Source organism: Legionella geestiana, from assembly GCF_004571195.1.
GTDB lineage: Bacteria > Pseudomonadota > Gammaproteobacteria > Legionellales > Legionellaceae > Legionella_B > Legionella_B geestiana.
Genome location: NZ_CP038271.1, coordinates 1,895,218 through 1,919,572 on the forward strand (window position 1 = coordinate 1,895,218; position 24,355 = coordinate 1,919,572).

Consider the following 24,355-nt stretch of genomic DNA (forward strand, 5'->3'; position numbering starts at 1 on the left):
GCTGTCATGGTGTGTATTTCAGCCAGACCGGCATGACCCGGTTGAGGTAATCCATGAATTTCCAGAGTCCCACCTGGGACTCCTCATTGCCAAAGGGGTCTGAACGCACTTCCGGGTAGGCTATGCCAAGCCCGAAGAGGCCTGGTGCAATGATGCCGACTTTTGGATTATGGACAATTTTGCCATATCCGCGCAGATGCGGCGAGTGCTGCCGGGAAAAACCTATCGCCCCAATGACCCAATCGCACGCAGGCAGAAAGCGTTCAAGATTTTCGGGCGTTGACAGATGGCGCTCAAGGTTGGCGGGCAGCATGCCGTCCAGATGTTCTCGCGCCCAGGTTGCGGCGTCACCCTTGAGGCCGGTGTTGTCAAAAAGAATCCACCCCCCCATGTCGAGTGCATAACGACAGGGTGAGCGGTAAAAATTAATAATGCGCCGAACCCCAAGGTCTACCAGGTTTTTAAGCACAAGGATGGCGGAGTGAGACGCGCCAAAAACGCCGATGGTATCGTGTGCTTTAACCGCTTTTGCGAGCAGTTCAGGATTTAAGGAAGTCTCCAGTGCCAGGGCATTCTGGTGATGCGACTCAAGCGCCACGGGCTGGGCGCCGGTGGCAAGAATCACCTGGTGCGCAAGAAAAGCCTCACTGCCGCCGGTCAACGTCCAGGAGCGGTGCGCCAGATGAAGGTCTTCGACCGTTAAGCGATGTGTCTGAACCTGCTTCATCAATTCCCCGGTTATCCAGGCAAGCGGCTTAACCATGTCCGCGAGCATGCAGGTTTTATCCGGGGACAGGTGGTCAAGGCGCAGTTCTTCAGGGCAGCGCTCATAGGCAAAAGCCCTGCAGTTATTCAGGTAATCATTAAATTTCTGCACCACCGTGTTACTGGGCACCTGACTCCAGCAACGCGCAAAATGGCCCACGCTGAAATCAGGGTCCAGCCAGAGAATATCCTTCGGATTCACACCCTCGTCCATCAGTTTACCGACAGCGGCAATACCGGCGGGACCGGCTCCGACTACCGCCCATTGAAAAGCATTCCGGTTCATGATGAAGTGCGCTACCCTTGTGGCGAAAAGAAGGAGTGTAGAGAATTCCCGCTCCTTGGGCAACCGGCAGAGTAAACCATGAAAACTAAAACGCGTTTTGTATGCAGCGCATGTGCTGCAGTCTTCACACAGTGGGCAGGGCAGTGCACCCAGTGCGGGGCATGGAATGCGGTTTCTGAAGAGGCGCGCATGCCAGCGCGTCCTGACAGTCGCCGTGGAAATTATGCCAATGAACGCTCCGTGATTGTGGCGCTTGAGGATGTGAGCCTTGAGGCACGTGAGCGCACGGACTGTGGGCTTTCGGAATTAAACCGCGTGCTTGGCGGGGGGCTTGTGGATGGTGCGGTGGTTCTGATTGGCGGGGACCCCGGCATTGGCAAATCAACGCTGCTGCTGCAGACGCTTGCGGCATTATCTGCTCATCAGCCGGTACTTTATGTAACCGGTGAGGAATCCCTGCAACAGGTGGCCCTGCGCGCACGCCGTCTGCAGCTGCCGCTTTCAGGGCTTTCGCTGCTCGCAGAGACGCACATTGAGTCCATCCTTGAACAGGCGGTACGTGCCAGGCCGCGAACGCTCGTGATTGATTCCGTGCAGACCATCTACACCGATACGCTGACATCAGCGCCCGGAAGCGTGAGCCAGGTGCGCGAAGCCGCAGCCCAGCTTGTGCGTTTTGCCAAAATGACAGGAACCTCCGTGTTTATCGTCGGTCATGTCACCAAGGATGGCAGCCTCGCAGGTCCGCGCGTACTGGAGCACATGGTCGACTGCGTGCTCTATTTCGAAGGCCAGGGAGACAGCCGTTTTCGTGTGATTCGCGCCATCAAAAACCGCTTTGGAGCCGTCAACGAGCTTGGGGTGTTTGCGATGACCGACCGCGGGCTGCGTGAAGTGGCAAATCCCTCGGCAATTTTTCTTTCGCGACAACCCGACCCGGCTCCCGGCAGCGCCGTGATGGTCACCTGGGAAGGTTCACGCCCGATGCTTGTTGAGGTGCAGGCACTGGTTGATGAAGCGCACGGCGGGCAGCCACGGCGGGTTGTGGCGGGTCTTGAGCAGAACCGCCTTGCCATTCTGCTGGCCGTTTTGCACCGCCATGCGGGCATTGCCACGTTTGACCAGGATGTCTTCGTGAGCGTGGTGGGAGGGGTGCGTGTCGGTGAGACGGCGATTGATCTTGCACTTCTGGCTGCGGTGGTTTCAAGCCTTCGCAATCACGTGTTCTGCCGCGAAACCATTGTCTTTGGCGAAGTGGGACTGGCCGGTGAAATCCGCCCGGTGCAAAGCGGCCAGGAGCGGCTGCGCGAAGCGGCAAAGCACGGGTTTCGCCGCGCGATTGTGCCAAAGGCGAATGCCCCGCGCCAGGCCGGTGATATGGAAGTGGTCGCCGTTGGACATTTGCAGGAAGCCCTCGAGCATTTTTTTGCCTGATTGCACGGATACTGCGGGGCGCTCCCCCTCCCGGCCATCCTTACTACAGTATCCAGCAGGAGCACCTGCTTATTATGGCGTTACCGTTATCCGATGACGCCTGCCTGCCTGAGGATGCCGCGCTATTGGTTGTGGCAAAGAAACCTTCGCGCGCGGCAGAGGGAGAGGCGACTGGGGCAGGTGACCTGAGCAGGTTTGAAAAATCGGTCAACATCCAAAGACTGCTCACGTGTGTAGTGATGCCGGCCCGTGGCAGTACCAGCCAGTCCTGCAGGAAAGCCGAGCAGGCAGGCGTCCACTCTTCGGCGTATTTTTTTTGCAGGCTGTCAATGAAGGCGCGCCCTTTTTCTTCGCTGATATTGAGGCTTTCCATGGCTTCGAGCTGGTCGCCCGTCAGCGGCTCGAGGTTTGCTATGGCCTCCTCTGCATCAAGAAGATGTGCACGTTTATCGGCCGTGAGCTGTTGTAAGAAGTGACTGCGGGCAAAATCACGCAGCTCAGCTTCCAGGATGTCGTTGCCAAAGGGATGCATGAAGGGGTGCCCAATCACGGATTGAAAGAGGCGGCGGTTGACGCCGGAGTAGCAGCTCGGCATGTCGCCTTCTTTGACATTATCATACTCCTCACGCGCCTCGGTGCCGTCAGCGCGCTGTACAGGGCGCGTGCGGTCCCAGTTGTGAGCGCGTCCAATGAGGGCAAGCTCGCGAATAAAATGCTCGATTCGTCCCTCAAGGGTGTGCCCGTCTGTGGCCGGTGTGTTCTCGTCACTGGCCGCGAGCCAGAGGAGTCCAATCAGGGTGTGGTAATTTTCGAAGGTGGAGTAGCCCGTATGTAAAGCGGGGTTGCCTTCGACATAGGCCGCATTTTCCGCCATCCAGGGGTTTGGGCGGAGGAGCCAGCGCAGGGCCGTGTGCGCCGGGTGTGCATGATACGCCTTCAGCGCCGCTTCCCGCGCATCCTGTTCAAGCGGCATCTCGAGAAATTCGTTCCAAGTCAGGGGGAGGTGGATGGTGGTGTCGTTGACGGTGATGCAGGCCGGATGGTCAAGGCAGCGTTCACGCAGGCGCTCACGCAGAATTTCAAGGAGGTTCTCAGCTCCCGTGAATTGCAGGACCTCTCCATAGTGAGCATGGATACGCCGGATGCGCTTTTGCTCGGCTTTGGTCAGAACGCGCATGGATGACTCGCGGTCCTCGGCAAGGGCGCGCAGGTCCAATCCTCCCTGCATCTCATGGACATAGAACTGGTTTTCTTCAGCGAGGATGCGCACTGGTGCGAGTGTCAACAGGATGGCAGCGGCTGCCTCGTTTTCAGTGGCGAGCGCGAGGCGCAGCAGCTCGTTAGTCTCGTTCGGCGTGACAGCTCGATGTGCAAGGACCGCAACGCCCGGGATGCGCATCAGAAAGCGCAAATGCTCAAGGGCTTCTTCGGTGTTTTCCCGTATCAAATGGCGCGCCACATAAAAGGCAAGTCGCGCATCAGTCGCATTAAGGGTAAAGACGCCGTTGGGGTTACTTGCGGCAAAAGCCTCTGACGCTTCCTGCCACTCCTGCAGACGGGCTTCAGCATACGGGCGCACATGATGGCCGTATTCGCGCATGTGCATTTCAGCCCAGGCAAAAATGAGGGGTTTACGATGGAGGTGCTCGAGGACGAGCTGGCGACTGCATGCTGCGGCTATCCGATAGGCGAAATAGTTACCAGCCTGCAGCGCCTCCAGCACTTGCGCCTCGCTCATCTGGTTTTCCAGATGCTTCAGGATATCTAGATGGCCGTGTGCTGCGGTATAACGATACATGCCATAGTCATCAGTCTGCAGCGCCTCCCGCTTTTGCGCATCACTCATTCGGTTTTCAAAGTGCTCGAGAATCTCGGGGTGGTTTTCTGTTGCGGCAGAGCTATATGCTCCATAGTCTCCAGCCAGGAGCGCCTCCAGCTTTTGCGCCTCGCTCATCCGGCTTTCAAGGTGCTTGAGAATATCCAGATGGCCGCATGCTGCTGTGGCGGCATATCCGTAATAGTTAAGGACCTTTATCGCCTCCATTTGTTGCTCTTCACTCATCAGGCTTTCAAAGTGCTTGAGGATTTCGAGGTGGCCCGCAACTGCCACTATCCAGTAGAGATAATAGTTTTCGGCCTGAATAGCCTGCCTGTGTGGTTCGAGCGCCATTGCCTGCCCGAGCGCATGAAGAAGGTCGGTGCGCCCGACACAGGCACCTGCAATGAAAATACTCAGGTCGTCACACCCCATGGCCCGGGATGCAGCGAGAACGGCTTCTACCCCATGCTCTCTATGACCATACAGCATGCAGAGTAAGGATTTTAAGGGTCTCTCAACGGGTTGAAGGGGTAGCGACGCTGTCTCCAGAGAGCCTTCCATTCTTTGTAATTCAGCATCGAGCGCCTCGCACTCAAAGTATCGACTGTACCATACCGTCTCCGGAATGTGTCGTGCCAGGGGATGGGAAAGGTGCTTTTCCAGTGTGCGAAGTTTTGGCATGCCGCGATGCTCCTCGCTGTTTCCAGGACGATTTTTGCGTTTAACCGTATCATAAAAACCAGAATCTGTTGATATTTTAAATCCTCTCCAACAGCGGCGGTAAATCCGGTTATGCGCGGAGTAAGTGCATCCAGAGTGTGTCTGAGCTACATAGTGTGGTTGCAAATTCAACGGTTTGGCAGCAATACGGATAGTGCGGACTGCGGGGGGTTAATATTTGCCGTCAAAGCGGTTACACTACAGACCTTTTTTCAAAAGGCGGAATTGCGTTGAACCAGAATATACCCCGGCATGTTGCCATCGTAATGGATGGTAACGGACGATGGGCAGAAAGCCGTGGCCTGCCCCGTGCGGAGGGACATCGTGCCGGTATGGAAGCGGTGAAGGCGACGATACGTGCCTGTCTTGAGTTTCAGATACCGGTGCTGAGCCTTTTTGCCTTCAGTATGGAAAACTGGTCGCGTCCTGAGCGTGAAGTCAGCTTTCTCATGCAGCTTTTTGCCGAATCTCTGGTTTCCCAGCTCGAAGAGCTGCACCAGCACGGTATCCGTCTGCGTTTTACCGGCGATAGAAACCTGCTGCCAGAAATATTGCGCGATCGCATGCAGGAAGCGGAAGCCTTTACCGGCGATAATACGCGTCTTTTAGTGAATGTGGTGGTGAGTTACGGCGGAAAGTGGGATATCGTTCAGGCCGCACGTGCGCTCGCTTCACGCGTGGCGCGCGGCGAACTCGCACCCGATGCCATTGACGAAACCACCTTTGCCGCAGCGCTTGCAACCGGCGACCTGCCGGAGCCTGATCTTTTTATTCGCACGAGCGGTGAGCAGCGTCTCAGTAACTTTTACCTGTGGCAGTTTGCTTATACCGAACTGTATTTCACGGCGCTCCACTGGCCGGATTTCAACCGTGACGCCATGGCACAAGCCCTGGATGGATTTGCCCGGCGCGAGCGCCGTTTTGGTGCCCTGGCTCAATCTTGCGAAGAGGTCTCTCATGTTTAGGCAGCGGCTGCTGACCACGCTGATTCTGGTACCGCTGGTACTGGCGCTTATTTTTCTTGCGGACTCCCGCCTGCTTGACATGATGGTGCTCGCCCTGGTGCTGACAGCCGGGGTGGAATGGCAGGGTCTGGTACCGCTTAAGGGCCGTTCCTCTCGTACCGGACTGCTGGTGGTATTGACCCTTCTTTCAGTCGCTGCAGCGCATGTGGCGCTTTGCACGCCCTTGACCGGTGTGCTGGCAGCCGGTTTCTGGCTGATAGCGCTCATGCTGATGCTGACCTATCCCGCGTCAGAAACGCTCTGGGGGCATCGCGCACTCATATACCTTGCTGCCTGTCTGCTGCTGCCGCTTTTTGCAGGAACCCTGCACGCGCTGTGTGTCATGCCCCGGGGACGGGAACTTCTGGTGTACGTGCTGCTGCTTGTCTGGGCGGCGGACATCGGTGCCTATCTCGCGGGAAAAGCATGGGGACGGCACAAACTGCTGGTGCGTGTCAGTCCTGGGAAAACGGTGGAAGGCCTTTGCGGCGGTCTGGCGCTTTCCATGCTCGTGGCATTTGGCGGCGCTCTCTATTTCGCACCGCCTGAAACGCTGCTCTGGTATGGCGTTGCATTTACGGTGGCACTGGTATCTGTGATCGGCGATTTATTTTTCAGCATGCTGAAGCGCCGCTGTGGCCTGAAGGATACCGGGCGTTTTTTCCCGGGACACGGAGGCATGCTTGACCGCATTGACAGCCTCATTGCAGCACTGCCTCTTTTTTATCTGGCCTGCTGCCACCTCTTGAAGGTAGCCTGACATGCTGACCACTCTTATGTCCTTTCTTCTCGCACTCTTTGTGCTGGTTATTGTGCATGAGGCCGGTCATTATCTGGTGGCGCGTGCCTGCGGGGTTCGGGTACTGCGTTTTTCCTTTGGCTTTGGTCCGGTGCTGGCGCGTTTTAGAAACCGTCACCACACCGAGTTTGCATGGTCGGCTTTCCCGCTTGGGGGATATGTCAAAATGCTCGATACAACGGAGGCCGAGGTCGCGCCATCCGAACGCAGTGAGGCGTTTGACTGCCAGCCGGTATGGTCGCGTATCGCGATTGTTGCGGCGGGGCCGGTTTTTAATCTTCTCTTTGCGTTTTTTGCCCTCTGGCTGGCATTGATAATTGGATTCAAGACGCTCGCGCCCATCGTAGGTGAGGTGCGCCCTCAAAGCATCGCTGATGATATGGGGCTGCGCGCTTCACAGGAAATTGTGCGTCTTGGCGATATACCGGTTGCGAGCTGGCGTGATTTTCAGTATGCACTGCTGCCGTTTTTAGGCAGTAAAGTGGCGGTCCCCGTGGTGGTACGCGATATGAAAAGCGGCAGGGAGATACCGCTCAAGCTGCCGATGGAGCGCCTGCAGCTTGATTCCGGCAGGGTATCCTTATTCGAAAGCCTGGGCATTCTTCCCTTCATGCCGAAGTTGAAGCCCGTTGTAGGTGAGGTGGTGGATGGTTCACCGGCGGCGAAGGCCGGGTTTCTGCCAGGAGACAGGGTGGTTTCCGTCAATGCCGAACCGGTTGGCGACTGGGTGGATTTCGTCACGTTGGTGCGGGCGCGTCCTGATACCGATGTTAACGTACAGGTCAAGCGGGATGGCGGTCTTTTGAACCTTAACGTGAGCATTGGGTCGCAGGAGTCTGCGGGGCGGCGTGAGGGCTATCTTGGGCTGTTGTCGCTCAAACCTGATTGGCCAAAGGGCTGGTATCGCGTGCAGCGCGAAACGCCGCTTCAGGCAATTCCCGAGGCCTTTTCACAAACGCTGCACCTGACCGGCGCCACTTTTATCTCGATTGGACGCTTTCTGACCGGGCAGCTCGCCCTGAAAAATCTCAGTGGGCCTGTTGGCATTGCCGAGGGTGCGGGCGAGTCGGCACGCAGCGGGTTTGTCTGGTACCTCTCGTTCCTTGCGCTGGTGAGCATTAGCCTTGGTGTGTTGAACCTGCTTCCCGTTCCATTGCTCGATGGCGGTCATCTTTTCTATTACCTGATGGAAGTGGTGTTTCGGCGACCTGTACCGGAAGGCGTGAAAACCGCGGGAGCCTATGTGGGGCTTGCGGTATTAATGGCGCTGATGGTGATTGCGCTGACAAATGATGTGGCGCGACTCGGGAGTGTTCTCATTTCTTAGATGCTGTCGTCATATCACAGAGCTTGACAGGGTTGAGCGGTTTCGATAAAAGGGTCTCTCATTGCCGTATTCACGCGGTGAGTGCGGGTGTGCTTGTAGTGCTGGACGTATAAAAACAATGAAAATAGTCAGTAAGCAGTGGGTTCTTGGTATCGTGTGCTCTGCAGCACTGGGCTGGTCTGTACCGGCTCTGGCAGACGACGGCTTTGTGGTCAAAGACATTCGCGTAGTCGGTCTGCAGCGGGTATCGCTTGGAACCGTGCTCAACTACATGCCGGTTCAGGTGGGCGAAGAAATCAATCCGGCAACAACGCCGCAGATTATTCGTGCACTGTACGAAACCGGTTTTTTCCAGGATGTGTCACTGGAACGACAGGGCAATGTTCTTGTGGTACACGTTATCGAACGCGCAACCATTGGTTCAGTTACTGTCACTGGAAATAAAGAAATCGCCGGCGACCAGATGAAAGAGCTTTTGAAACAGCTCGGACTCGCCAAAGGGCGTGTCTTTCAGCGTTCAGCCCTTGAGCGCCTCGAAAAAGAGCTTAAGCAGGCTTACAACGCCCGGGGCAAATACAACGCGCGCATTGAATCAAGTGTTGCCTCTCTTACCGAAAACCGTGTCGCCATTACTATCAACGTATCGGAAGGGCGGGTATCGCGCATTCGCGAAATCCGATTTATTGGAAACCATGATTTCAGCGCTTCCGAACTGATGCCGGAAATGTCGCTGACCACGAGCAATATCCTGACGTACTTTACGAAAAAAGATCAGTACTCAAAAGCCGCGATGGATGCCTCTCTGGAAGCACTGCGCTCGTTTTACCTTGACCGCGGTTATTTAAAATTCAACATTGTTTCGTCCCAGGTGTTACTGTCGCCCGACAAAAAAGATGTATTTATCACGGTGACGGTCGATGAGGGACCGCAGTATCATTTTGCAGGTCATGCGCTGGCCGGCAATCTGATTCTGCCGAAGGAAAAGATTGAGGCCCTGATACAGGTGCGCAAGGGAGAAGTGTTTTCGCGTAAAAAGGTAACGGAGTCCATTTCCGCGATTGGGCTTGCCCTCGGAGATGTGGGGTATGGTTTTCCTGCCATTAACGCTGAACCAAAGCTTGATGAAGAAAACCGAACCGTTTTCATCACCTTCATGATTGACCCCGGCCGGCATGTGTACGTGCGCCGCATTAACTTCCATGGCAACATCAAAACCGCTGATTACGTGCTGCGTAACGTCATCCAGCAGAATGAAGGCGGTCTGCTGTCACTGCACAATATCAAGGAATCAGAGCGTAAGCTTCGCATGCTTGGCTACCTGAAAAACGTCAATGTTAAAACGACACCGGTACCGGGCGCGAACAATCAGGTGGATATGGATGTGGCCGTTGAAGAAGCGCCCTCTGCTGAAGCCAGCGCCTCTATTGGTTATGGTACCAACGGTCCACAGGTGAACGCAGCCTTTAACCAGGCGAACTTTATGGGAACAGGGCGTTCAACCGGTGTTAACTTTACTGCCAACTACTGGGGACAGACCTATTCTTTCAGCTACTACAACCCGTTTTATACACAAACGGGTGTTGGGCGTGGTTTAAACCTCTACTTCCAGACCGTTGACCCGCAAAAACTCGATGTTGCTCAGTACTCTTCCGACCGTTATGGTGGTGATGTCACGTATAACATCCTGCTGGGTGAGAAAAGCGCGTTTCAGGCAGGCTATGGCTACCAGGGCCTTTATATCCAATCCGTCGGGCGCGTACAGCAAATTCGTAACTTTGTAGATCTTTTCGGACGAAACTTCCAGGAGTTTCACCTGACAAGTGGCTGGAGCCGTAATTCCTACGACCAGATGCCTTACCCGAATCATGGGCTTAATCAGCAGGCATCTGTGATGCTGGCACTGCCTGCCAATTCGGATTCACTGTCTTACTATAAGGCCGGCTATCAGGCGCACCTCTACCAGCCGCTAGTCAAAGGGTTCATTTTCACCCTGCTTGGTAATGTTAACTACGGTAATACTTTTGATAACCAGGGCCTGCCGTTTTTCGAAAACTACTACGCAGGGGGTATCGCGACACCCGGACAGGTACGCGGTTACGAGAGTTTCTCGCTGGGGCCAATTGATATTTACGGCAACGCGCTGGGTGCGAACTTACTTGTGAATGGCAGTGCCGGATTGATTATGCCCTATCCGCTGAGCCGGGATATGGTTCGTACCACGGCGTTTGTGGATGCGGGTAACGTGTTTGCCGTGAATACGCCAGCGCCACTTACCGGGTTCCTTGAAGGCCCCATGCGCTATTCTGCGGGTGTATCCGTTGAGTGGCGCTCTCCCTTCGGACCGCTGGCATTCAGCGTTGCGAAACCACTCAATAAACAGCGTACCGATGTTGAGCAGGTATTCCAGTTTAGCATGTCATCTACGTTCTAAAGATGGATAGTGCCCACCTGCTCATCGGGAGCAGGTGGTAATCAGGGAGGAAGTGCTTGATGTTTTACAATCGGATGATGAGTGTTTTGTGCCTTTCAAGTTTTGCTGCAGGTGCTTATGCAGGAGCATATGTGGGGGTTGGTGTAGGCTCAGATTTTGTGCGTCTGTCGCAGCAGTCACATGTATGGCAGCCCGGTACGTTTAATGTATTTAACGATGCTCAATTATCTGCTACAGGCGTTCAGGGCTCGGTTTTTGGTGGTTTATATCGCACTTTTAACCGTATGTATATGGGTGCTGAATTCAACGCAAGTCTCAGTTCGGTAAAAAACACTTCTAGAAACGACGAATTCCTGAACAGAAGCTTCAGTGAAACCCGTTTGACCATGAATAATCATTTTGGCGTGAGCATTCTGCCAGGCTTTAAATATAGCCCGGATACGCTTTTTTATGCGCGTCTTGGCTATGAGAACGCTGAGTTTAAGTCAAAAACCACTGATGTTTCTCTGCAAAACCTGAGTAAGCGGATTGGTGGCTTGCGCTACGGTCTTGGAGCGGCACACGATATTGGCAGGAAGTTCGGCCTGCGTGTTGATTACAGCCTTATCGATTATGAGAATATTCACTTTCGCACTTTTGACAAAGTCAGCAACACTACGAAAATCACTACAACCACGCCGTTTCAGCAACTGGTTGAACTTGGACTGGTGTATACGCTGTATTAGGGCGTGATTACATTTGTGTCGCGAGTCAAAAATCGGGATAATTTAGGGCGTGTCATCAATCAAGTTTTTTGGCAGCAAATGCGGCTGATTGGCATCTCTTTGTGCTTGAATTCGTTAAATAGCGTCCACTATTGGCCTCATTCAAGCACAAAATAATTAACAATCATCCAAATTTTTACTTCAAAAAATTAGTTGATGATACGCCCTAATAAGGCGATGCAACTTCACGCGGCTCTTGAAGAGGATCCGGGGTCAAACTCGTTTCATGTGATAGCAGCATGCTCACGGCTTTATTACCTGCAAAAAATCCCATGGCTGAACCTGCAACTCCCCCGCAACATATCAATGGTGACGTTATCATCGCCGTTTCACAGCATGTGAAAGTTTCAAACCAGCACAGATAAAACCGCGCCTTTCCCCGCTCCCGCGAGAAACTTTAACGGGTTGATGATGTGTTTCGCGGGAGCGGGCGCGGTGATATAAAAACCGTCCAAAACGTTACTAATAACGCCGGGACATAATGGCTAAGCGTAAAAACAGCGGATTCCTCCCGCTTTTGAATGCTTAAAGAATATAGCGTGCAAGGTCTTCATCCCCAACCAGATTACCAAGGTTTTCCTGCACATAATCAGCATCCACGGTCAGTGATTCTCCAGAGCGTTCGGACGCATCAAAAGACAAGGTTTCAAGCAGGCGCTCCATGACGGTATACAGGCGGCGTGCTCCGATGTTTTCCGTGCGCTCATTCACCTGCCATGCAACTTCGGCAATGCGTTTAACACCTGAATCGGCAAAGGACAGCGTTACCCCTTCAGTGGCCATCAGAGCTATGTACTGTTGCGTCAGCGAGGCGCTGGGTTCTGTGAGAATGCGCATGAAATCATCGACCGTGAGTGCATTCAACTCCACCCGAACCGGGAGGCGCCCCTGGAGTTCGGCAATAAGGTCGGAGGGTTTGGACATGTGAAAGGCGCCTGAGGCAATAAAAAGAATGTGATCCGTACGAATCATGCCATAGCGCGTTGACACACTGGTGCCCTCTATCAGCGGCAGAAAATCACGCTGCACCCCTTCACGCGAGACATCGCCACCGCCACGCATCTGATCAGCACCACGGGCAACCTTGTCAATCTCATCAATGAACACGATGCCATTTTGTTCTATGTTTTCAATGGCACGCGCCCGCAATTCTTCCTCATTGACGAGTTTGGCCGCCTCTTCTTCACGCAGCAGTTTACGGGCCTTGGCGATGGGCAGCTTTTGTGTTTTAGTTTTATTGCTGCCAATCTGCTGAAACATGTTCTGCAGCTGACTGGTCATTTCCTCCATGCCCGGAGGCGCCATGATTTCAACGCCGACGGGAGCTGCCGACAACTCTATTTCAATCTCGGTGTCATCCAGCTTTCCCTCGCGCAGCTGCTTGCGAAACACCTGGCGCGTTGCATTAGAACCTGTCTCTGCAGACGCGGTACGAGGCCCTGGAAGAAGCGCATCCAGAATACGCTCTTCGGCAGCATCTTCCGCCATCAGCTCCACGCGCTGCATGGCCAGTTCACGTTCCTGCTTAATGCCAATGTCAGCGAGCTCGCGAATAATCTGTTCGACATCGCGCCCGACATACCCGACTTCGGTAAATTTTGTGGCTTCCACTTTGATAAATGGTGCCTGCGCAAGGCGTGCAAGCCGGCGGGCAATTTCTGTTTTTCCAACGCCTGTCGGGCCAATCATGAGAATGTTTTTCGGCATGATTTCATCGCGCAGGCTGCTGTTCTCAATTTCCTGTCGGCGCCAGCGGTAGCGAAGTGCAATGGCAACAGCACGCTTGGCTGCATCCTGACCGATAATGTGTTTATTAAGTTCCGCGACAATTTCACGGGGTGTCATCATGGAGGTTTTATTCATGGGCGTTTAATTCTTCAATGGTCAAATGATGGTTGGTATAAATGCAGATATCACCAGCGATGCGCAATGATTTTTCAACAATGTCTCGTGCGGATAAGTCCGTACTTTCAACGAGTGCGCGTGCGGCAGATTGTGCAAAGGGTCCACCGGAGCCAATGGCTATCAGGCCCTCTTCAGGCTCAATGACGTCCCCGTTTCCAGTAATCACGAGGGAGGCCTTGCTGTCAGCGACCGCAAGCAGTGCTTCGAGGCGGCGCAACATTCTGTCGGTGCGCCAGTCTTTGGCCAGTTCAACGGCCGCTCGTACCAGATGGCCCTGGTGTTTTTCCAGTTTAGTTTCAAAACGCTCAAAAAGCGTGAAGGCATCCGCCGTGCCTCCGGCAAAACCCGCAAGCACCTGATCTTTATAAAGGCGCCTGACTTTACGGGCGTTGCCTTTCATGACCGTGTTGCCCATGGTCACCTGGCCATCGCCGCCAATTACAACGCTATTGCCGCGCCGTACTGATAATATGGTTGTTCCGCGGTACTGTTCCAAAGCGGCTCCCCCTTTAGAGGTTTTCTAAAATCCATGAGATGGGGGCATTGCGCAAAAATTCAATGGAGCGCCGATAAAAAGACGCCTGTCAGTTACGTTCGAAAGGAAGGTGCTGAAGGCAAGTCAGAGTCGATATACAAGTCAGAGGCACCATAAGCAACTGCTAATTGCCAAATGCCGTCCTGGGGCTGATCCCCTTCTTTGTTTACCATCTCTGTACAAAATTCTTTCCAGCTAAGCTTAATCCCCGTCTCGCGTATGGCATCGCTCATTATCGTGGTTGTTAAGCTCAAAAATTCTTTAAATACAGTTAAGTCATTATTGTTAATATCGTCTAATTTAAAAGTTCGGATATGGTGTTGTAATGCATTTATTTTGTCAGATATTGAAACCTCCCCCGAGCTTATTTGGCAAAAGACAGGGGAAAAATAGCTGTTCTTTGAATAAACGGCATAACCTTGTTTCAGTATTCTGTTGGTCGTTAAGCAATGGTGAAGCGCTTGAATATCATCGGGAGATATACGACGCATGGCTCTTGGAACAAAAAAACCGGCCGGCGGAGCTTTGGGTGTTGGACACATTATGTTACAAGCCTCAAGTAACGACCGATATACATCAGGTTCCACCGTATTCAGCAAGGGTTCTATTCTACGAAAAGGCTCCATATCTTCAAGCCTGTCAATTATGTTCGATACAGTGGCGTGTTCTCGAATGCTCTGGTTCAGGAGTTTATAATTTCTGTTCGCCACCATCGAGGCTAATGACTGGAAAATATGGTAGTTACTGACTTCTGTTCGCTCATCTCGAGACGAACTCGCCGCTGAAGGCGCGGCATGGGGAACCGGTGCTATGTGAGTAGTAAGCTCCGCCACCAGGCGCGCGAAAAATTCCGTATTATCTTTTTTAAGCGAATCTAATATTGTTAACGCCTGTTCATTGGTCATAGTCTTTTTCTTAAAACCTGAAACAATGCTCTGTATCCTTTTTGAGCCTTTATAAACTGGGAGGTTTATAAATCTGTTACAGGTTTCTTCATTTGCCGTTATACGTTTAACAGCACTCAACACGTTTATAATATCCGGCCCATAAAAGCTTTTTGGTTGCTCATCTACAGACGAACTGGCCGCTGAAGGCGCGGCAGGGGAGACCGGTGCCAGGGTAGTATTAAGCTCCGTCACCAGGCGCGCAAAAAATTCCCTGTTATCAGTTTTAAGCGAATTTAAAATTGTTAACGCCTGTTCATTGGTCATGGTCTTATTCTTAAAGCCTGAAACTATGTCCTGTATCCTTCTTGAGCCGGTATAAACTGGGAGGTTTATAAATTTGTTACAGGTTTCTTCACTTGCCGTTATACGTTTAACAGCACTCAATGCGTTTATAATATCTGGCCCATAATGGCTTTCTGGTCGCTCCTCTCGAGACGAACTGGCCGCCGAAGGCGTGTCAGGGGGGACAAAAGGTTTAAGCACTTGCTCTAAATTGTTGAAAAATTCCAAATGTTCCTGAAGAGAATGTAATATTGTCAACGCATCGAAATCAGTCATAGTCTCATTGATATAGCCATCAACAATCAGTCGAATTCTTTTTGAACCCCTATAAATTACATGGTTTAAAAGGGTCTGAGTCCTCTCTTTATCTTCCAGCAAAAATTTAATGGCCTTCAGCAAATTTTGTATTCTTTCGTCAGTTTTATCCAGGCGGGGTAATGATGTTTTTTGCCGATAGAGTTTAATGGCATCTACATCCACCTTCTTTTTGATTACGCTATAAGCTTCATTGAAATTACTCAATGCACTCCCGGCCACAGTCCCCGCTCGATCAGGATGTTTCCTCGCATGTGCTTTAAGCTTTTCCTTTAGCTGAGCCTCGGTGAAATCTTCAGTAAGACCTATGGCCTCTCAGGGGGTTGTGCCGTGTTTTCGAACAAAAAGCTGATACTTGCTTATGGGCTGGGATATACGAGGACCCAACCATTGCATCTGCGCCGGAGTAAATGCCTCAAGTACCTTTGTCATTTCAAAGCGTTTAAAATCAGGACGAGACTCATATTCTCCATGCTTGAAAAAATGTTCAAACTCACTGGTTAAACTGTCATTGCCTCCAATAGGATGAGTGGTGAAAGCCTTGTATATTAAATTAGCAGCTTCTTGCGGGCTGCCTGCAGAAGCAATTAGTCCATAGGTTGTTTCGAGTGCAGAGCCAGCCATAATAATTCCTCTTGGCAGATATGCAAGGCATATACAACAGTAACGGTAATTTATGATCATCTATAGCATATTTAGGATTTTAAGTCTAATTAATAGCCATTGTGTGTGGCGGCAAAATTGAAAATCCTGTAAAGGGTAGTGTAGAGGTGGTTAGGCGTTTAGAAACACTGATACCCGTTAGATGCTGTCTGAATGTGTGGCACCTGCAGAAAAGAGATGCTCTCATTCAGGAGCGGGAGACCAGGGTATTCTGCAAGGGTCTATACCATGTCGACATGGCTGCCACGTCTTCCTGCAAAGTGTAGTGAGAGGTTCGGGCCATAAAACAGGACAGGCAAATGCTTACGGGTATCCGTTAGACGCTGTAGGAACGTGTGGCACCTACAGGAATGACACACCTTCATTCAGGAGCGGGAGACCAAGGTATTCAGCAAGGGTCTGTCCCATGTCGGCAAAGCTGTCGCGTCTTCCCACGAAGCGTGGTGAAAGGCCCGGGCCATAAAACAGGACAGGCACATGCTCGCGGGTGTGATCAGACCCTGGGAAAGTGGGGTCGCAACCGTGATCGGCGCTAATCAGTACGGCATCCCCAGGCTTGAGCAGCGCATCAAGCTCTGGCAGGCGATGGTCAAATGCTTCGAGGGCGGCGGCATAGCCGGGCACATCACGGCGGTGACCATAGGAAGAATCGAAATCGACAAAATTAGTGAATACGAGACTTCCCGGGGGAGCCGTCTCCAGGGCACTTAAGGTGGCATCAAACAACGCCATGTTGCCGTCTGCCTTGATGGTTTGTGTGAGCCCCTGGTGCGCATAAATATCGCCCACTTTACCAATGCCAATGACTTCGCGCCCATGGGCTTTTAATGTATCAAGGAGCGTTGGCGCAGGAGGTGGTACCGCGTAGTCCCGGCGATTGCCAGTGCGAACAAAAGCACCCGCATGCCCTGTAAAGGGGCGGGCAATCACGCGTCCAATCTTCAGCGGGTCAACGAGTCGGCGTGCGATTTCACAGACGGCATAGAGGCGCTCAAGGCCAAAAGTTTCTTCGTGGGCGGCAATCTGGAACACACTGTCGGCAGAGGTGTAGACAATGGGTTTACCGCTTTTCATATGTTCTTCGCCAAGGGCCTCGATAATCGCGGTACCGGAGGCATGAATGTCTCCAAGCACGCCAGGGATGTGTGCGTCCCTAATCAGCGCATCGATTAACTCCTTCGGAAAGCAGGGGGCAGTGTTCGGAAAATATCCCCACTCAAAGCGCACCGGTACACCGGCGAGCTCCCAGTGACCACTGGGTGTATCCTTGCCAAGGCTTTGCTCCACCGCATAGCCAAAGAGCGCCTCTGGCAGCGCAAGATTGGGAAGTTCCGTCACTTCCATGCCGGAGCTTGCCACGAGCGCGTGTAACAGTCCGCGTCGTGCAAGGTTCGGTATGCGAAGACTGCCCTGTCGCACAGGAGGAATATCGGCATGCCCTGTCGCACAGGCCTCATAAATATGCCCAAGGGTGTTCGCGCCACTGTCCCCATACTTTGAGGCATCAAGGCTCGCGCCAATGCCGAGCGAATCCATCAACAGCACGCAAACCCGATTTTCCATGCCCTTTACACTCCTGCTACGTTACGACAATGGGTTTCTCTGAGGCCTTTTAATGTAAACAGGGCGATAATCAAGCCAGCGGGGAGCATCAGAGAGGCGGACTGATACGCTGCCAGCGTGTAAACCGGTGCGCCCTGCTGCATGTGCATGCCACCATGGGCAACCAGAAGGGTACTGAACAGGTTTTGGTAAATGATGTATCCACCCTGTGTCAGAATGGATATCAGGCTGACGGCGGTCGCGGTAATGGCCGGCGGACTGCTTTCAGCGACCAGTGCGTAACTGATGACCTGAGCCGCGGTAAAAAAGCCCAGCAGGAAAAAGAGTACGGCCATTCCCGTTGCGGAAACCGGTAGAAAAATAATCGCGAGCACCACAAGAAGGGAAGCAGTAACACCGGCTTTCATCGGCATTACCCGAAGACCAAGTCTGTCCGAGCACCAGCCGATGAACGGCCCGCCAATAATAGCTCCGAGAAACAGCATGGTATTGATGGCGGATGCCCCTTCCTTGTCAATGCCAAGACGCTGAACCATGTAAAGAGAACCCATCATCGAGCCGTATACGGCAACGGCCATGTTCATGAGGCTTGTATAAAGTGCCGCCCGCAGAGGCTGTGGCGCCAGCCATGCCTTTCTGGCATCGGTAAAGAAGCCCTTAGGGTGTATGTGTCGCGCTTCTTTTACCTGTTCGGGTTTGTCTCGAATGCAAAGCATCATGACGGCGAGCATTGCGACACCCAGCCAGCCTACCATCACGAGGGCATGACGCCAGCCAAAAGCCGCCACAAGGAGGGTTAGAGGATATTGCGCCAGCATGCCCCCGGTCATGGCCATGGTAACTACGGCACCCGTAACAAGGGCCATGCGCTGCGGTGGAAACCAGCGTGAGGCAATACGAATGGGGCCGAGAAAGCAAAAAGCACTGCCAATACCCGTTACAAAACGGCATAAAAGCGCCAGTGACAGGGTGTTGGCACGCGCCAGTACAAAGGTACTGACCACACAGAGCCCCATGGCGACCACAATGGTTTTTTTCGTGGAAAAACGGTCGAGAAGAACGCCGGCGATAAACAGGAACAGTACGTTGGAGAGGTAATAAATGCTGGACAGCCACGCCATACGGTCGGCTCTTATGCCAAAGTCACGCATGATATCGTCCGCAATGGATGCAAACATGTTGCCCTGGATAAATTCATAGAAAAAGAACAGAGACGCAGAAAAGCACACGAGCCATGGCATCAGCCGTGATGGCATGTGGCTCGAATCGCAGCCGGTTTCTGCTGTGTCCATGGCTAACCTCCTACGGCAACGGTTCGGGAACTGGGTTGGTGATGGGCGTGGCGGTGTTTCGACACCAGGTCTCACGGATGAACGCAAGTGCCAGGAGGGCGAGCGCAATGGCTGCCGGAAACATCCACATCGCAAAGCGGTAACTTTCAGGAGAGTAGTTCAATACCCCTGCACCCGCATGAAACTGCATGAGTGCGCCAAACAAGACCTGCGCCACACCGGCACCGCCCATAATGAGGACAGAGGCAACTGCATTGGCGGCTCCCACACTGTGCTCAGGATTGCTCTCGGCAACGAGCGGGTAGGTAATAACCTGCGTGCTGGTAAAAAGCCCTGTTGCAAAAAACAGTACGGAAAGAACCGTCTGCGGCAGGACGCCTGGAATCAGCAGCGGCAGCATGACCAGCAGAGATGCAACGCCGCCAAGCAGCATGACGGTTTTACGCCGCCCCATGGTATCGGATAACCACCCGGCCAAAGGGCAGCCAATGAGGCTGCCGGTAAAAATCAGACTGACGACATTGCTTGCCGTCATTTCACCAAGACCATGCGCCGCCTGCAGATAGCTTGCTCCCCAGAGCGCGCAAAGCACCATGACCGGAAGGTTCAGGCAGGTGGTGTAAATACCGGCAAGCCAGTTTTGACGGTTCTGAATAACGGATACAAGCTGCGGCAATAAAGGAACAGAACGGTTTTTGGGACTGACGCGCCCATTGGGCGAATCCTTAACGCTTAGATAAATCCATCCAAAAAGAAGGATGCCAAGCACGCCGTCAAGCGCCATTGCCTGTCGCCAGCCAAACTGGGTGTTAAGCCATGCAAAGGGAGTATGCGCCATCATGCCACCAAGAAATGCCATCGTTACGAGGCAGCCTACAACAAGCCCCTGGCGCGCCGGCTCAAACCAGCGGGAGACCAGCACGATACAGGAGAGAAAGCAAAAAGCATTGCCGATGCCGGAAAGAAAATGGAAAAACGCGGCCAGGTAAAAAGAATGGCTCAGACCGAAACCGAAGGTGCCGATAATGCATACCAGCATGGAAAAGAGTATCACTGTGCGAGTTGAGAGGCGGTCAAGAATAACGCCTGCGGGCAGCAGGAAGAGAATATCGGCCCAGAGGTAGGTACTTGAGAGCCAGCTGATGGCACTGGCATCGAGGTTAAAGTCGCGGCGCAGAGGCTCGTTGATCACGTCAAATACATTCAGCTGAAAAAATTCGTAGAAGAAAAAAAGCCCGGCAGACAGGCAGGTTATCCATGCCAGGAGCGGTCTTGAGGGCACATGAGCGCGAGATTGCGCAACGAGGAGGTCAGACAATGGTGCTCCCTGAACAGTGCATAAAAAACTGCGACAAATTATACCGCAGCTTTACCGAAATTGGTACCTTTTAATGACAACATGTTGTTAAAACATGCGCCACAACGACTCTACGGGCCGGGTCTGGCGAAACCGCAGATAAAGCGCACACAGCGGATACAGAATCGCAATGCCGAAGAGCCAGGTTGCAAGCACCTGCATGCCGGAGAAGTCTTTGGCAGGGAGTGCCACTGACAGTCCGTAATAGACAAACCAGTGCAGAATATAAAAAAAGAGGGCGCACTGTCCGATGGTTCTTATGGGCGACAGCAGGGTGCGCAGCATGGCGCTTCGCGCGGCGTAATCGAGGTGGTAGAGCAGTGCCAGGTTAATGCCGCAGGAGAACAGATAGTAATTAATGGATGGCGGATATTTGCTTAAACACAGCAGTGCCATCACGCTAAAGGTGTGTGAAGGGTCAAAGTCGCGGTAATCGCCGATTTTAAGGCCGAGGGTCATGTTTAACGTCATAAAAACCGCGAGTGTTCCGATAAATATCAGCGCGATTCTGCCAATTATGGGAATAAAATCGCGCGGATGACGGCGCATCAGATGGCCAACCATTAACCCGGTCATTACGCCCGGCAACCATGGCAGGGGAGTAAAGTCAAAGGAAAGCGGGATGCCGTAATGCATTACGCCGCCAAGGAGCAGAAGGGTTTGCCAGAAATTTGGTGTAATGTGCTGATTTTGCAGATAGTTTACATACAGCTGTTGAGGAATAACGATGGCGATGATGATGAGCAGCGGCAGCAGAAAAGGGGTATTAAGACGCCATGAAACGTATTCTACGCAGGCGGCCACCATCATGCAGATGCCAAGCGCAAAAAGCACTCCCATGTAAAAATAGAGCGTGTTTTCGGCAATAATCTCAAAAAGCTGTAAAACCGTAAATTGCAGCAGCACCAGTATCATGCCGCGCAGTAAAAGGTGGTTACGCGATTTTTCCAGGGACCAGCCGTCTTTCCTGCGGGAGGTGTAAAAAAAGACGATGCTGACACCCATCAGCATAAAAAAACCGCCTGGAACAATCAGAGTGAAAAGCTGGTGCAGAACATCAACGCCACTGGTGCCCCTCCAGATGAGGCTGGCGTTCCAGTACGTGTTCTCATAGTCAGAGGAGCCGATGTAATCGCGCGTGTGGCAAAGCGCCATCATTATCATGATGAGGCCACGCAGCCAGTCGACTGATGGAACGCGCGTGCTGGCAACCGCTGTCGTTTCGGTCGTGAGGGTGTCACAACAGGATGTCTGCATCGATTGCTCCCTGCACAAAAAAATATGGTATGGTCGTTATTGTAAGTTCATTTCTTCTTGGGAAAAACGGAAAACAGGAGTGTCCATGAAACAGGGAAGTTCATCGCTCATGCTGTCCATCATGCTGTTTTTTTTATGTGCTGACAAGGTGTATTCGGCGCCTGTTAACGCCATTACCGATTTGCAGCCCACCCTTATTGTGCTTTCCATTGACAGTTTTCGTAACGATTATCTTGAAACGCTGTCAGTGCCAACCCTTTCTGCTCTGGCGCAAAAAGGGGTGCATGCGCCCCTCATCGCGGTCTTTCCGAGTATCACTTTTCCTAATCACTATTCAATCGCCACCGGTCTTTATCCTGAACACCACGGTATAATCATGAACGAGTTTGTTTCAAAAACCATGAAAGAGCCGTTTACCTATACCGGACACCGCCCAACGGTCAAAGACCCTGAGTGGTGGAAGGGCGAGCCCATCTGGGTATCGGCAGAAAAGCAGGGGCAGCGCACGGCATCGGCGCTGTGGCCGGTTTCGGGATTTGCCGTTCAGGGAGTACGTACGGCCTATTACGAGGATTATCCCGAAGATGCACCTCCAGACGCAAAGGTGGACAGGATTCTCGCGTGGCTCGATTTACCGCAAAAAGAGCGCCCAACCCTCTTACTGGGATATTTTGAAAACCTTGATAATGCCGGACATGCACAGGGACCGCGTTCACAGGCCGTGCGAGACACGGCAAAGACCATCGATGCGGCGATTGGACGGCTTCTTCAGGGGCTTCAGGCACGGGGTATCGCCCAAAAGGTCAATCTCGTGATTCTTTCTGACCATGGCATGAGCCCAATAAACCCCAAAAAAGTCATTGATTTGATGCAAATTATTCCCGAAGATTCCTTGCAGGCCATAACGGATTCCGATGCGGTGGTGGCTGTTTATCCGAAGCCCGAAAAACTGGAAGCCGTGTATGAACGGCTTCGTCATACGCCCGGAATGCGCACGTATCGCGATACGGATATTCCTTCAGATTTTCACTTTCGCTCGACGCATACGCCGCCCATTCTCTGCGTTGCCGATGAAGAAGGTTATCTGCTTGCCAAACAAAAAGAGCCGCAAAAGGGAACCCACGGATACGCGCCGCAACTGCAAAGCATGCAGGCGGTATTCATCGCAGTGGGGCCTGCTTTTAGGGAAAAGTATACCCGTAGCGCGATAGCCAATATCCACCTCTATTCACTGTTTGCGCATCTTTTAGGCCTGCAACCGGTAAAAACCGATGGTACGCTTTCTTCACTCAGGGATATTTTGAAGTAACTATTCACCACATTCACCAAAAAGCCATATTTGGCGCATCTTGAGCGAATGCATTACAAAAAACTGCTCACATACCGGTGTATGCTGCGCTTTTTTTGTAATGCATTCGCTCAACCTGCACTCAAATCTGACTTTTCCCCTAAAGCATTCAAAATGTGGTGAATAGATACATTTTGAAAGTAGCGCCGTCAAAGCGTCAGGCTGCATCGGGCGCTTTGGCAGTGCCGGCTTTAGGGGTATCCCGGGTGGTTTGAGTCGGGGCGTCTTCAACCACGACCGCGCGGTACAGTCCTTTGCATTCCGGGGTGCTCCAGACGCCGCGGGTAATGCCCTGTTCGGTAAGTTTGTAGAGGTAAAAATCAATGCTGTCTCGCCAGCGGGTACGCCCGCTGGTGCCGCTCGCCACCAGTTTACCGTGGACGAGATAAATGCCGCCGGCCTCATCGACACTCAGAGCCGTGTGGCTGATGCGAACACCGTTGCTGGTAATAATGGGGCGCGCGCCGCCATCTTCCTGCAGCACGTGGCGAAAGGTGCCGGGCGCATGTGCCTCACAGTAGGCTTTGGTAATGCCCTTGCGGTTTGGCATGGCGCGGTACCACGTGCCCTCCCAGATTACGCCAACAGTTTCTGCAAGGCTCTCACCCATCGGCAAAATGACAAACATAACGGCGAGTAGTGCCTGCAGAAATCGGTGCATTGGGCGTCCTGAAGCTCGTGAGCGTTCAGAATAACATGCTAATCCCATGCCAGAAATCGGGCGATGGATTTGCCGGTTCGCGACTTTTTCGCGGCTTTCTGAGCGAGGGCGCGTGTGCTTTCAGGGGCAAGCGCGTTTTCAAGGCTCACGAATGCATAGCCGTTCTGGCGATACATGTTAATAATATCGGGAAGCACGTAAGCATTGAGCAGGTTCGCGTGTACGAGCAGAATCTGTGGTTTATCGCTCTGACGGTTGATGCGGTTATGTTCCTCGGCGGCGATGGTTTGCTGCCAGATAAAGTCGAGGTAGCAGGCGCGCAGGGAATCAAGAAAGCTGCGGCGTTGTTTTTCGGGGATGTTCATGAGCAGCTGATTAAACACGAAATCGCGGCTGTCAATCGTGATGGGGGCAATTTGGTAATGCAGTTCCTGAAGATGCTGCAGCAGGCGCTCCTTTTTTGCGCCATTGCCCATGGCGAGGTACGGATATCTGAAGTAACGTGTAGTGTCTTCCATGAGCGGCGACAAAATTTTATCGGCGGCATCAATTTCATGTAAATCCGATTCGAGGCTTAAACGTGCAAGGTTTGCATGTGTCAGGGTATGGTTGCCAATGCCAAACCCCGCTTCACGAAACTTTTGCAGTGCCGCCCAGTTCGTGGGATTGACCTTGCTCGCGATGACAAAGCCCGTAGCCGGTACTTCGCCGGTTTTAAGTGCGTCGATAATCATGTTGAGGTGAAAATTGGTATCTTCACCGACAAAAGGAAGATCATCGATGGTGATGGCGATTTCACGTTTTGCGGCAAAGAGTGGCGAGGCCAGAATGAGCGCCGCCAGGAGCGCCATCAGTGTGCGGAAAATTGACATATTTTGATG

The 24,355-nt window shown here is 52.7% G+C and carries 19 protein-coding genes; 7 read left to right on the plus strand and 12 right to left on the minus strand.

The annotated features are described in order from the left end of the window. Positions 1-4 precede the first annotated feature (4 nt). Positions 5-1,051 carry an FAD/NAD(P)-binding protein gene (locus E4T54_RS08500; protein WP_028386816.1) on the minus strand — a complete coding sequence of 349 codons (1,047 nt, stop codon included), beginning with the start codon at positions 1,049-1,051 and terminating at the stop codon, positions 5-7. 78 nt (positions 1,052-1,129) lie between these two features. Here E4T54_RS08500 and radA point away from each other — a divergent pair, with 78 nt between their 5' ends. Further along, positions 1,130-2,485 carry a DNA repair protein RadA gene (gene radA / locus E4T54_RS08505; protein WP_028386817.1) on the plus strand — a complete coding sequence of 452 codons (1,356 nt, stop codon included), beginning with the start codon at positions 1,130-1,132 and terminating at the stop codon, positions 2,483-2,485. Between the two features lie 43 nt (positions 2,486-2,528). Here radA and E4T54_RS08510 read toward each other — a convergent pair whose 3' ends face one another. Then, positions 2,529-4,985, minus strand: coding sequence for a hypothetical protein (locus E4T54_RS08510; RefSeq protein WP_115152854.1), 2,457 nt, complete (start codon positions 4,983-4,985; stop codon positions 2,529-2,531). A gap of 269 nt (positions 4,986-5,254) precedes the next feature. Here E4T54_RS08510 and uppS point away from each other — a divergent pair, with 269 nt between their 5' ends. From uppS to E4T54_RS08535, 5 genes are all read left to right on the plus strand, one after another. Further along, positions 5,255-5,989, plus strand: coding sequence for a polyprenyl diphosphate synthase (gene uppS / locus E4T54_RS08515; RefSeq protein ID WP_028386289.1), 735 nt, complete (start codon positions 5,255-5,257; stop codon positions 5,987-5,989). Continuing rightward, positions 5,982-6,788, plus strand: coding sequence for a phosphatidate cytidylyltransferase (locus E4T54_RS08520; RefSeq protein ID WP_028386288.1), 807 nt, complete (start codon positions 5,982-5,984; stop codon positions 6,786-6,788). Before uppS ends, E4T54_RS08520 begins: the two co-directional genes overlap by 8 nt. A gap of 1 nt (position 6,789) precedes the next feature. Beyond that, positions 6,790-8,154 (plus strand): RIP metalloprotease RseP, encoded by a 1,365-nt coding sequence (gene rseP, locus E4T54_RS08525; RefSeq protein ID WP_028386287.1) that lies wholly within the window; start codon positions 6,790-6,792, stop codon positions 8,152-8,154. A gap of 118 nt (positions 8,155-8,272) precedes the next feature. After that, positions 8,273-10,585, plus strand: a complete 2,313-nt coding sequence (bamA, locus tag E4T54_RS08530) for an outer membrane protein assembly factor BamA (RefSeq protein ID WP_028386286.1) — start codon at positions 8,273-8,275, stop codon at positions 10,583-10,585. 59 nt (positions 10,586-10,644) lie between these two features. After that, on the plus strand, positions 10,645-11,310 hold the full coding sequence (locus E4T54_RS08535; RefSeq protein ID WP_051550879.1) for an outer membrane beta-barrel protein: 666 nt from the start codon (positions 10,645-10,647) through the stop codon (positions 11,308-11,310). 564 nt (positions 11,311-11,874) lie between these two features. Here the strand turns inward: E4T54_RS08535 and hslU are convergent. From hslU to E4T54_RS08575, 8 genes are all read right to left on the minus strand, one after another. After that, a complete protein-coding gene (gene hslU, locus E4T54_RS08540) occupies positions 11,875-13,212 on the minus strand; it encodes an ATP-dependent protease ATPase subunit HslU (RefSeq protein WP_028386285.1) in 1,338 nt (445 codons plus the stop codon). Then, a complete protein-coding gene (hslV, locus tag E4T54_RS08545) occupies positions 13,205-13,750 on the minus strand; it encodes an ATP-dependent protease subunit HslV (protein WP_028386284.1) in 546 nt (181 codons plus the stop codon). Before hslV ends, hslU begins: the two co-directional genes overlap by 8 nt. Positions 13,751-13,842: 92 nt before the next feature. After that, positions 13,843-15,540 carry a hypothetical protein gene (locus E4T54_RS08550; protein WP_131793749.1) on the minus strand — a complete coding sequence of 566 codons (1,698 nt, stop codon included), beginning with the start codon at positions 15,538-15,540 and terminating at the stop codon, positions 13,843-13,845. Between the two features lie 108 nt (positions 15,541-15,648). Next, a complete protein-coding gene (locus E4T54_RS08555) occupies positions 15,649-15,957 on the minus strand; it encodes a hypothetical protein (protein WP_028386282.1) in 309 nt (102 codons plus the stop codon). Between the two features lie 381 nt (positions 15,958-16,338). Continuing rightward, positions 16,339-17,559: a phosphopentomutase gene (locus tag E4T54_RS08560; RefSeq protein ID WP_028386281.1), complete on the minus strand. Its 1,221-nt coding sequence runs from the start codon at positions 17,557-17,559 to the stop codon at positions 16,339-16,341. 5 nt (positions 17,560-17,564) lie between these two features. Continuing rightward, a complete protein-coding gene (locus tag E4T54_RS08565; protein WP_035902050.1) occupies positions 17,565-18,851 on the minus strand; it encodes an MFS transporter in 1,287 nt (428 codons plus the stop codon). A gap of 10 nt (positions 18,852-18,861) precedes the next feature. Continuing rightward, positions 18,862-20,169: an MFS transporter gene (locus E4T54_RS08570; RefSeq protein ID WP_051550878.1), complete on the minus strand. Its 1,308-nt coding sequence runs from the start codon at positions 20,167-20,169 to the stop codon at positions 18,862-18,864. 87 nt (positions 20,170-20,256) lie between these two features. Then, positions 20,257-21,465, minus strand: coding sequence for a heparan-alpha-glucosaminide N-acetyltransferase domain-containing protein (locus tag E4T54_RS08575; RefSeq protein ID WP_028386279.1), 1,209 nt, complete (start codon positions 21,463-21,465; stop codon positions 20,257-20,259). A gap of 85 nt (positions 21,466-21,550) precedes the next feature. On the opposite strand from E4T54_RS08575, the gene E4T54_RS08580 reads away from it, so the two are divergent. Beyond that, on the plus strand, positions 21,551-22,774 hold the full coding sequence (locus E4T54_RS08580; RefSeq protein WP_051550877.1) for an alkaline phosphatase family protein: 1,224 nt from the start codon (positions 21,551-21,553) through the stop codon (positions 22,772-22,774). A gap of 196 nt (positions 22,775-22,970) precedes the next feature. Here the strand turns inward: E4T54_RS08580 and E4T54_RS08585 are convergent, their stop codons facing one another. Both E4T54_RS08585 and E4T54_RS08590 read right to left on the minus strand, forming a co-directional pair. Next, positions 22,971-23,474, minus strand: a complete 504-nt coding sequence (locus E4T54_RS08585; RefSeq protein ID WP_028386277.1) for a hypothetical protein — start codon at positions 23,472-23,474, stop codon at positions 22,971-22,973. Between the two features lie 38 nt (positions 23,475-23,512). Next, complete coding sequence (locus E4T54_RS08590) at positions 23,513-24,346, minus strand: polysaccharide deacetylase family protein (RefSeq protein ID WP_028386276.1); 834 nt, start codon at positions 24,344-24,346, stop codon at positions 23,513-23,515. Positions 24,347-24,355 lie beyond the last annotated feature (9 nt).

Coding starts and splice junctions, on each gene's coding strand:
- E4T54_RS08585 (WP_028386277.1), bottom strand. CDS start 23,474: ATGCACCGATTTCTGCAGGCACTACTCGCCGTTATGTTTGTCATTTTG.
- E4T54_RS08555 (WP_028386282.1), bottom strand. CDS start 15,957: ATGGCTGGCTCTGCACTCGAAACAACCTATGGACTAATTGCTTCTGCA.
- E4T54_RS08565 (WP_035902050.1), bottom strand. CDS start 18,851: ATGGACACAGCAGAAACCGGCTGCGATTCGAGCCACATGCCATCACGG.
- E4T54_RS08520 (WP_028386288.1), top strand. CDS start 5,982: ATGTTTAGGCAGCGGCTGCTGACCACGCTGATTCTGGTACCGCTGGTA.
- E4T54_RS08590 (WP_028386276.1), bottom strand. CDS start 24,346: ATGTCAATTTTCCGCACACTGATGGCGCTCCTGGCGGCGCTCATTCTG.
- radA (WP_028386817.1), top strand. CDS start 1,130: ATGAAAACTAAAACGCGTTTTGTATGCAGCGCATGTGCTGCAGTCTTC.
- E4T54_RS08575 (WP_028386279.1), bottom strand. CDS start 21,465: ATGCAGACATCCTGTTGTGACACCCTCACGACCGAAACGACAGCGGTT.
- hslU (WP_028386285.1), bottom strand. CDS start 13,212: ATGAATAAAACCTCCATGATGACACCCCGTGAAATTGTCGCGGAACTT.
- E4T54_RS08560 (WP_028386281.1), bottom strand. CDS start 17,559: ATGGAAAATCGGGTTTGCGTGCTGTTGATGGATTCGCTCGGCATTGGC.
- E4T54_RS08580 (WP_051550877.1), top strand. CDS start 21,551: ATGAAACAGGGAAGTTCATCGCTCATGCTGTCCATCATGCTGTTTTTT.
- bamA (WP_028386286.1), top strand. CDS start 8,273: ATGAAAATAGTCAGTAAGCAGTGGGTTCTTGGTATCGTGTGCTCTGCA.
- E4T54_RS08535 (WP_051550879.1), top strand. CDS start 10,645: ATGTTTTACAATCGGATGATGAGTGTTTTGTGCCTTTCAAGTTTTGCT.
- E4T54_RS08510 (WP_115152854.1), bottom strand. CDS start 4,985: ATGCCAAAACTTCGCACACTGGAAAAGCACCTTTCCCATCCCCTGGCA.
- E4T54_RS08500 (WP_028386816.1), bottom strand. CDS start 1,051: ATGAACCGGAATGCTTTTCAATGGGCGGTAGTCGGAGCCGGTCCCGCC.
- rseP (WP_028386287.1), top strand. CDS start 6,790: ATGCTGACCACTCTTATGTCCTTTCTTCTCGCACTCTTTGTGCTGGTT.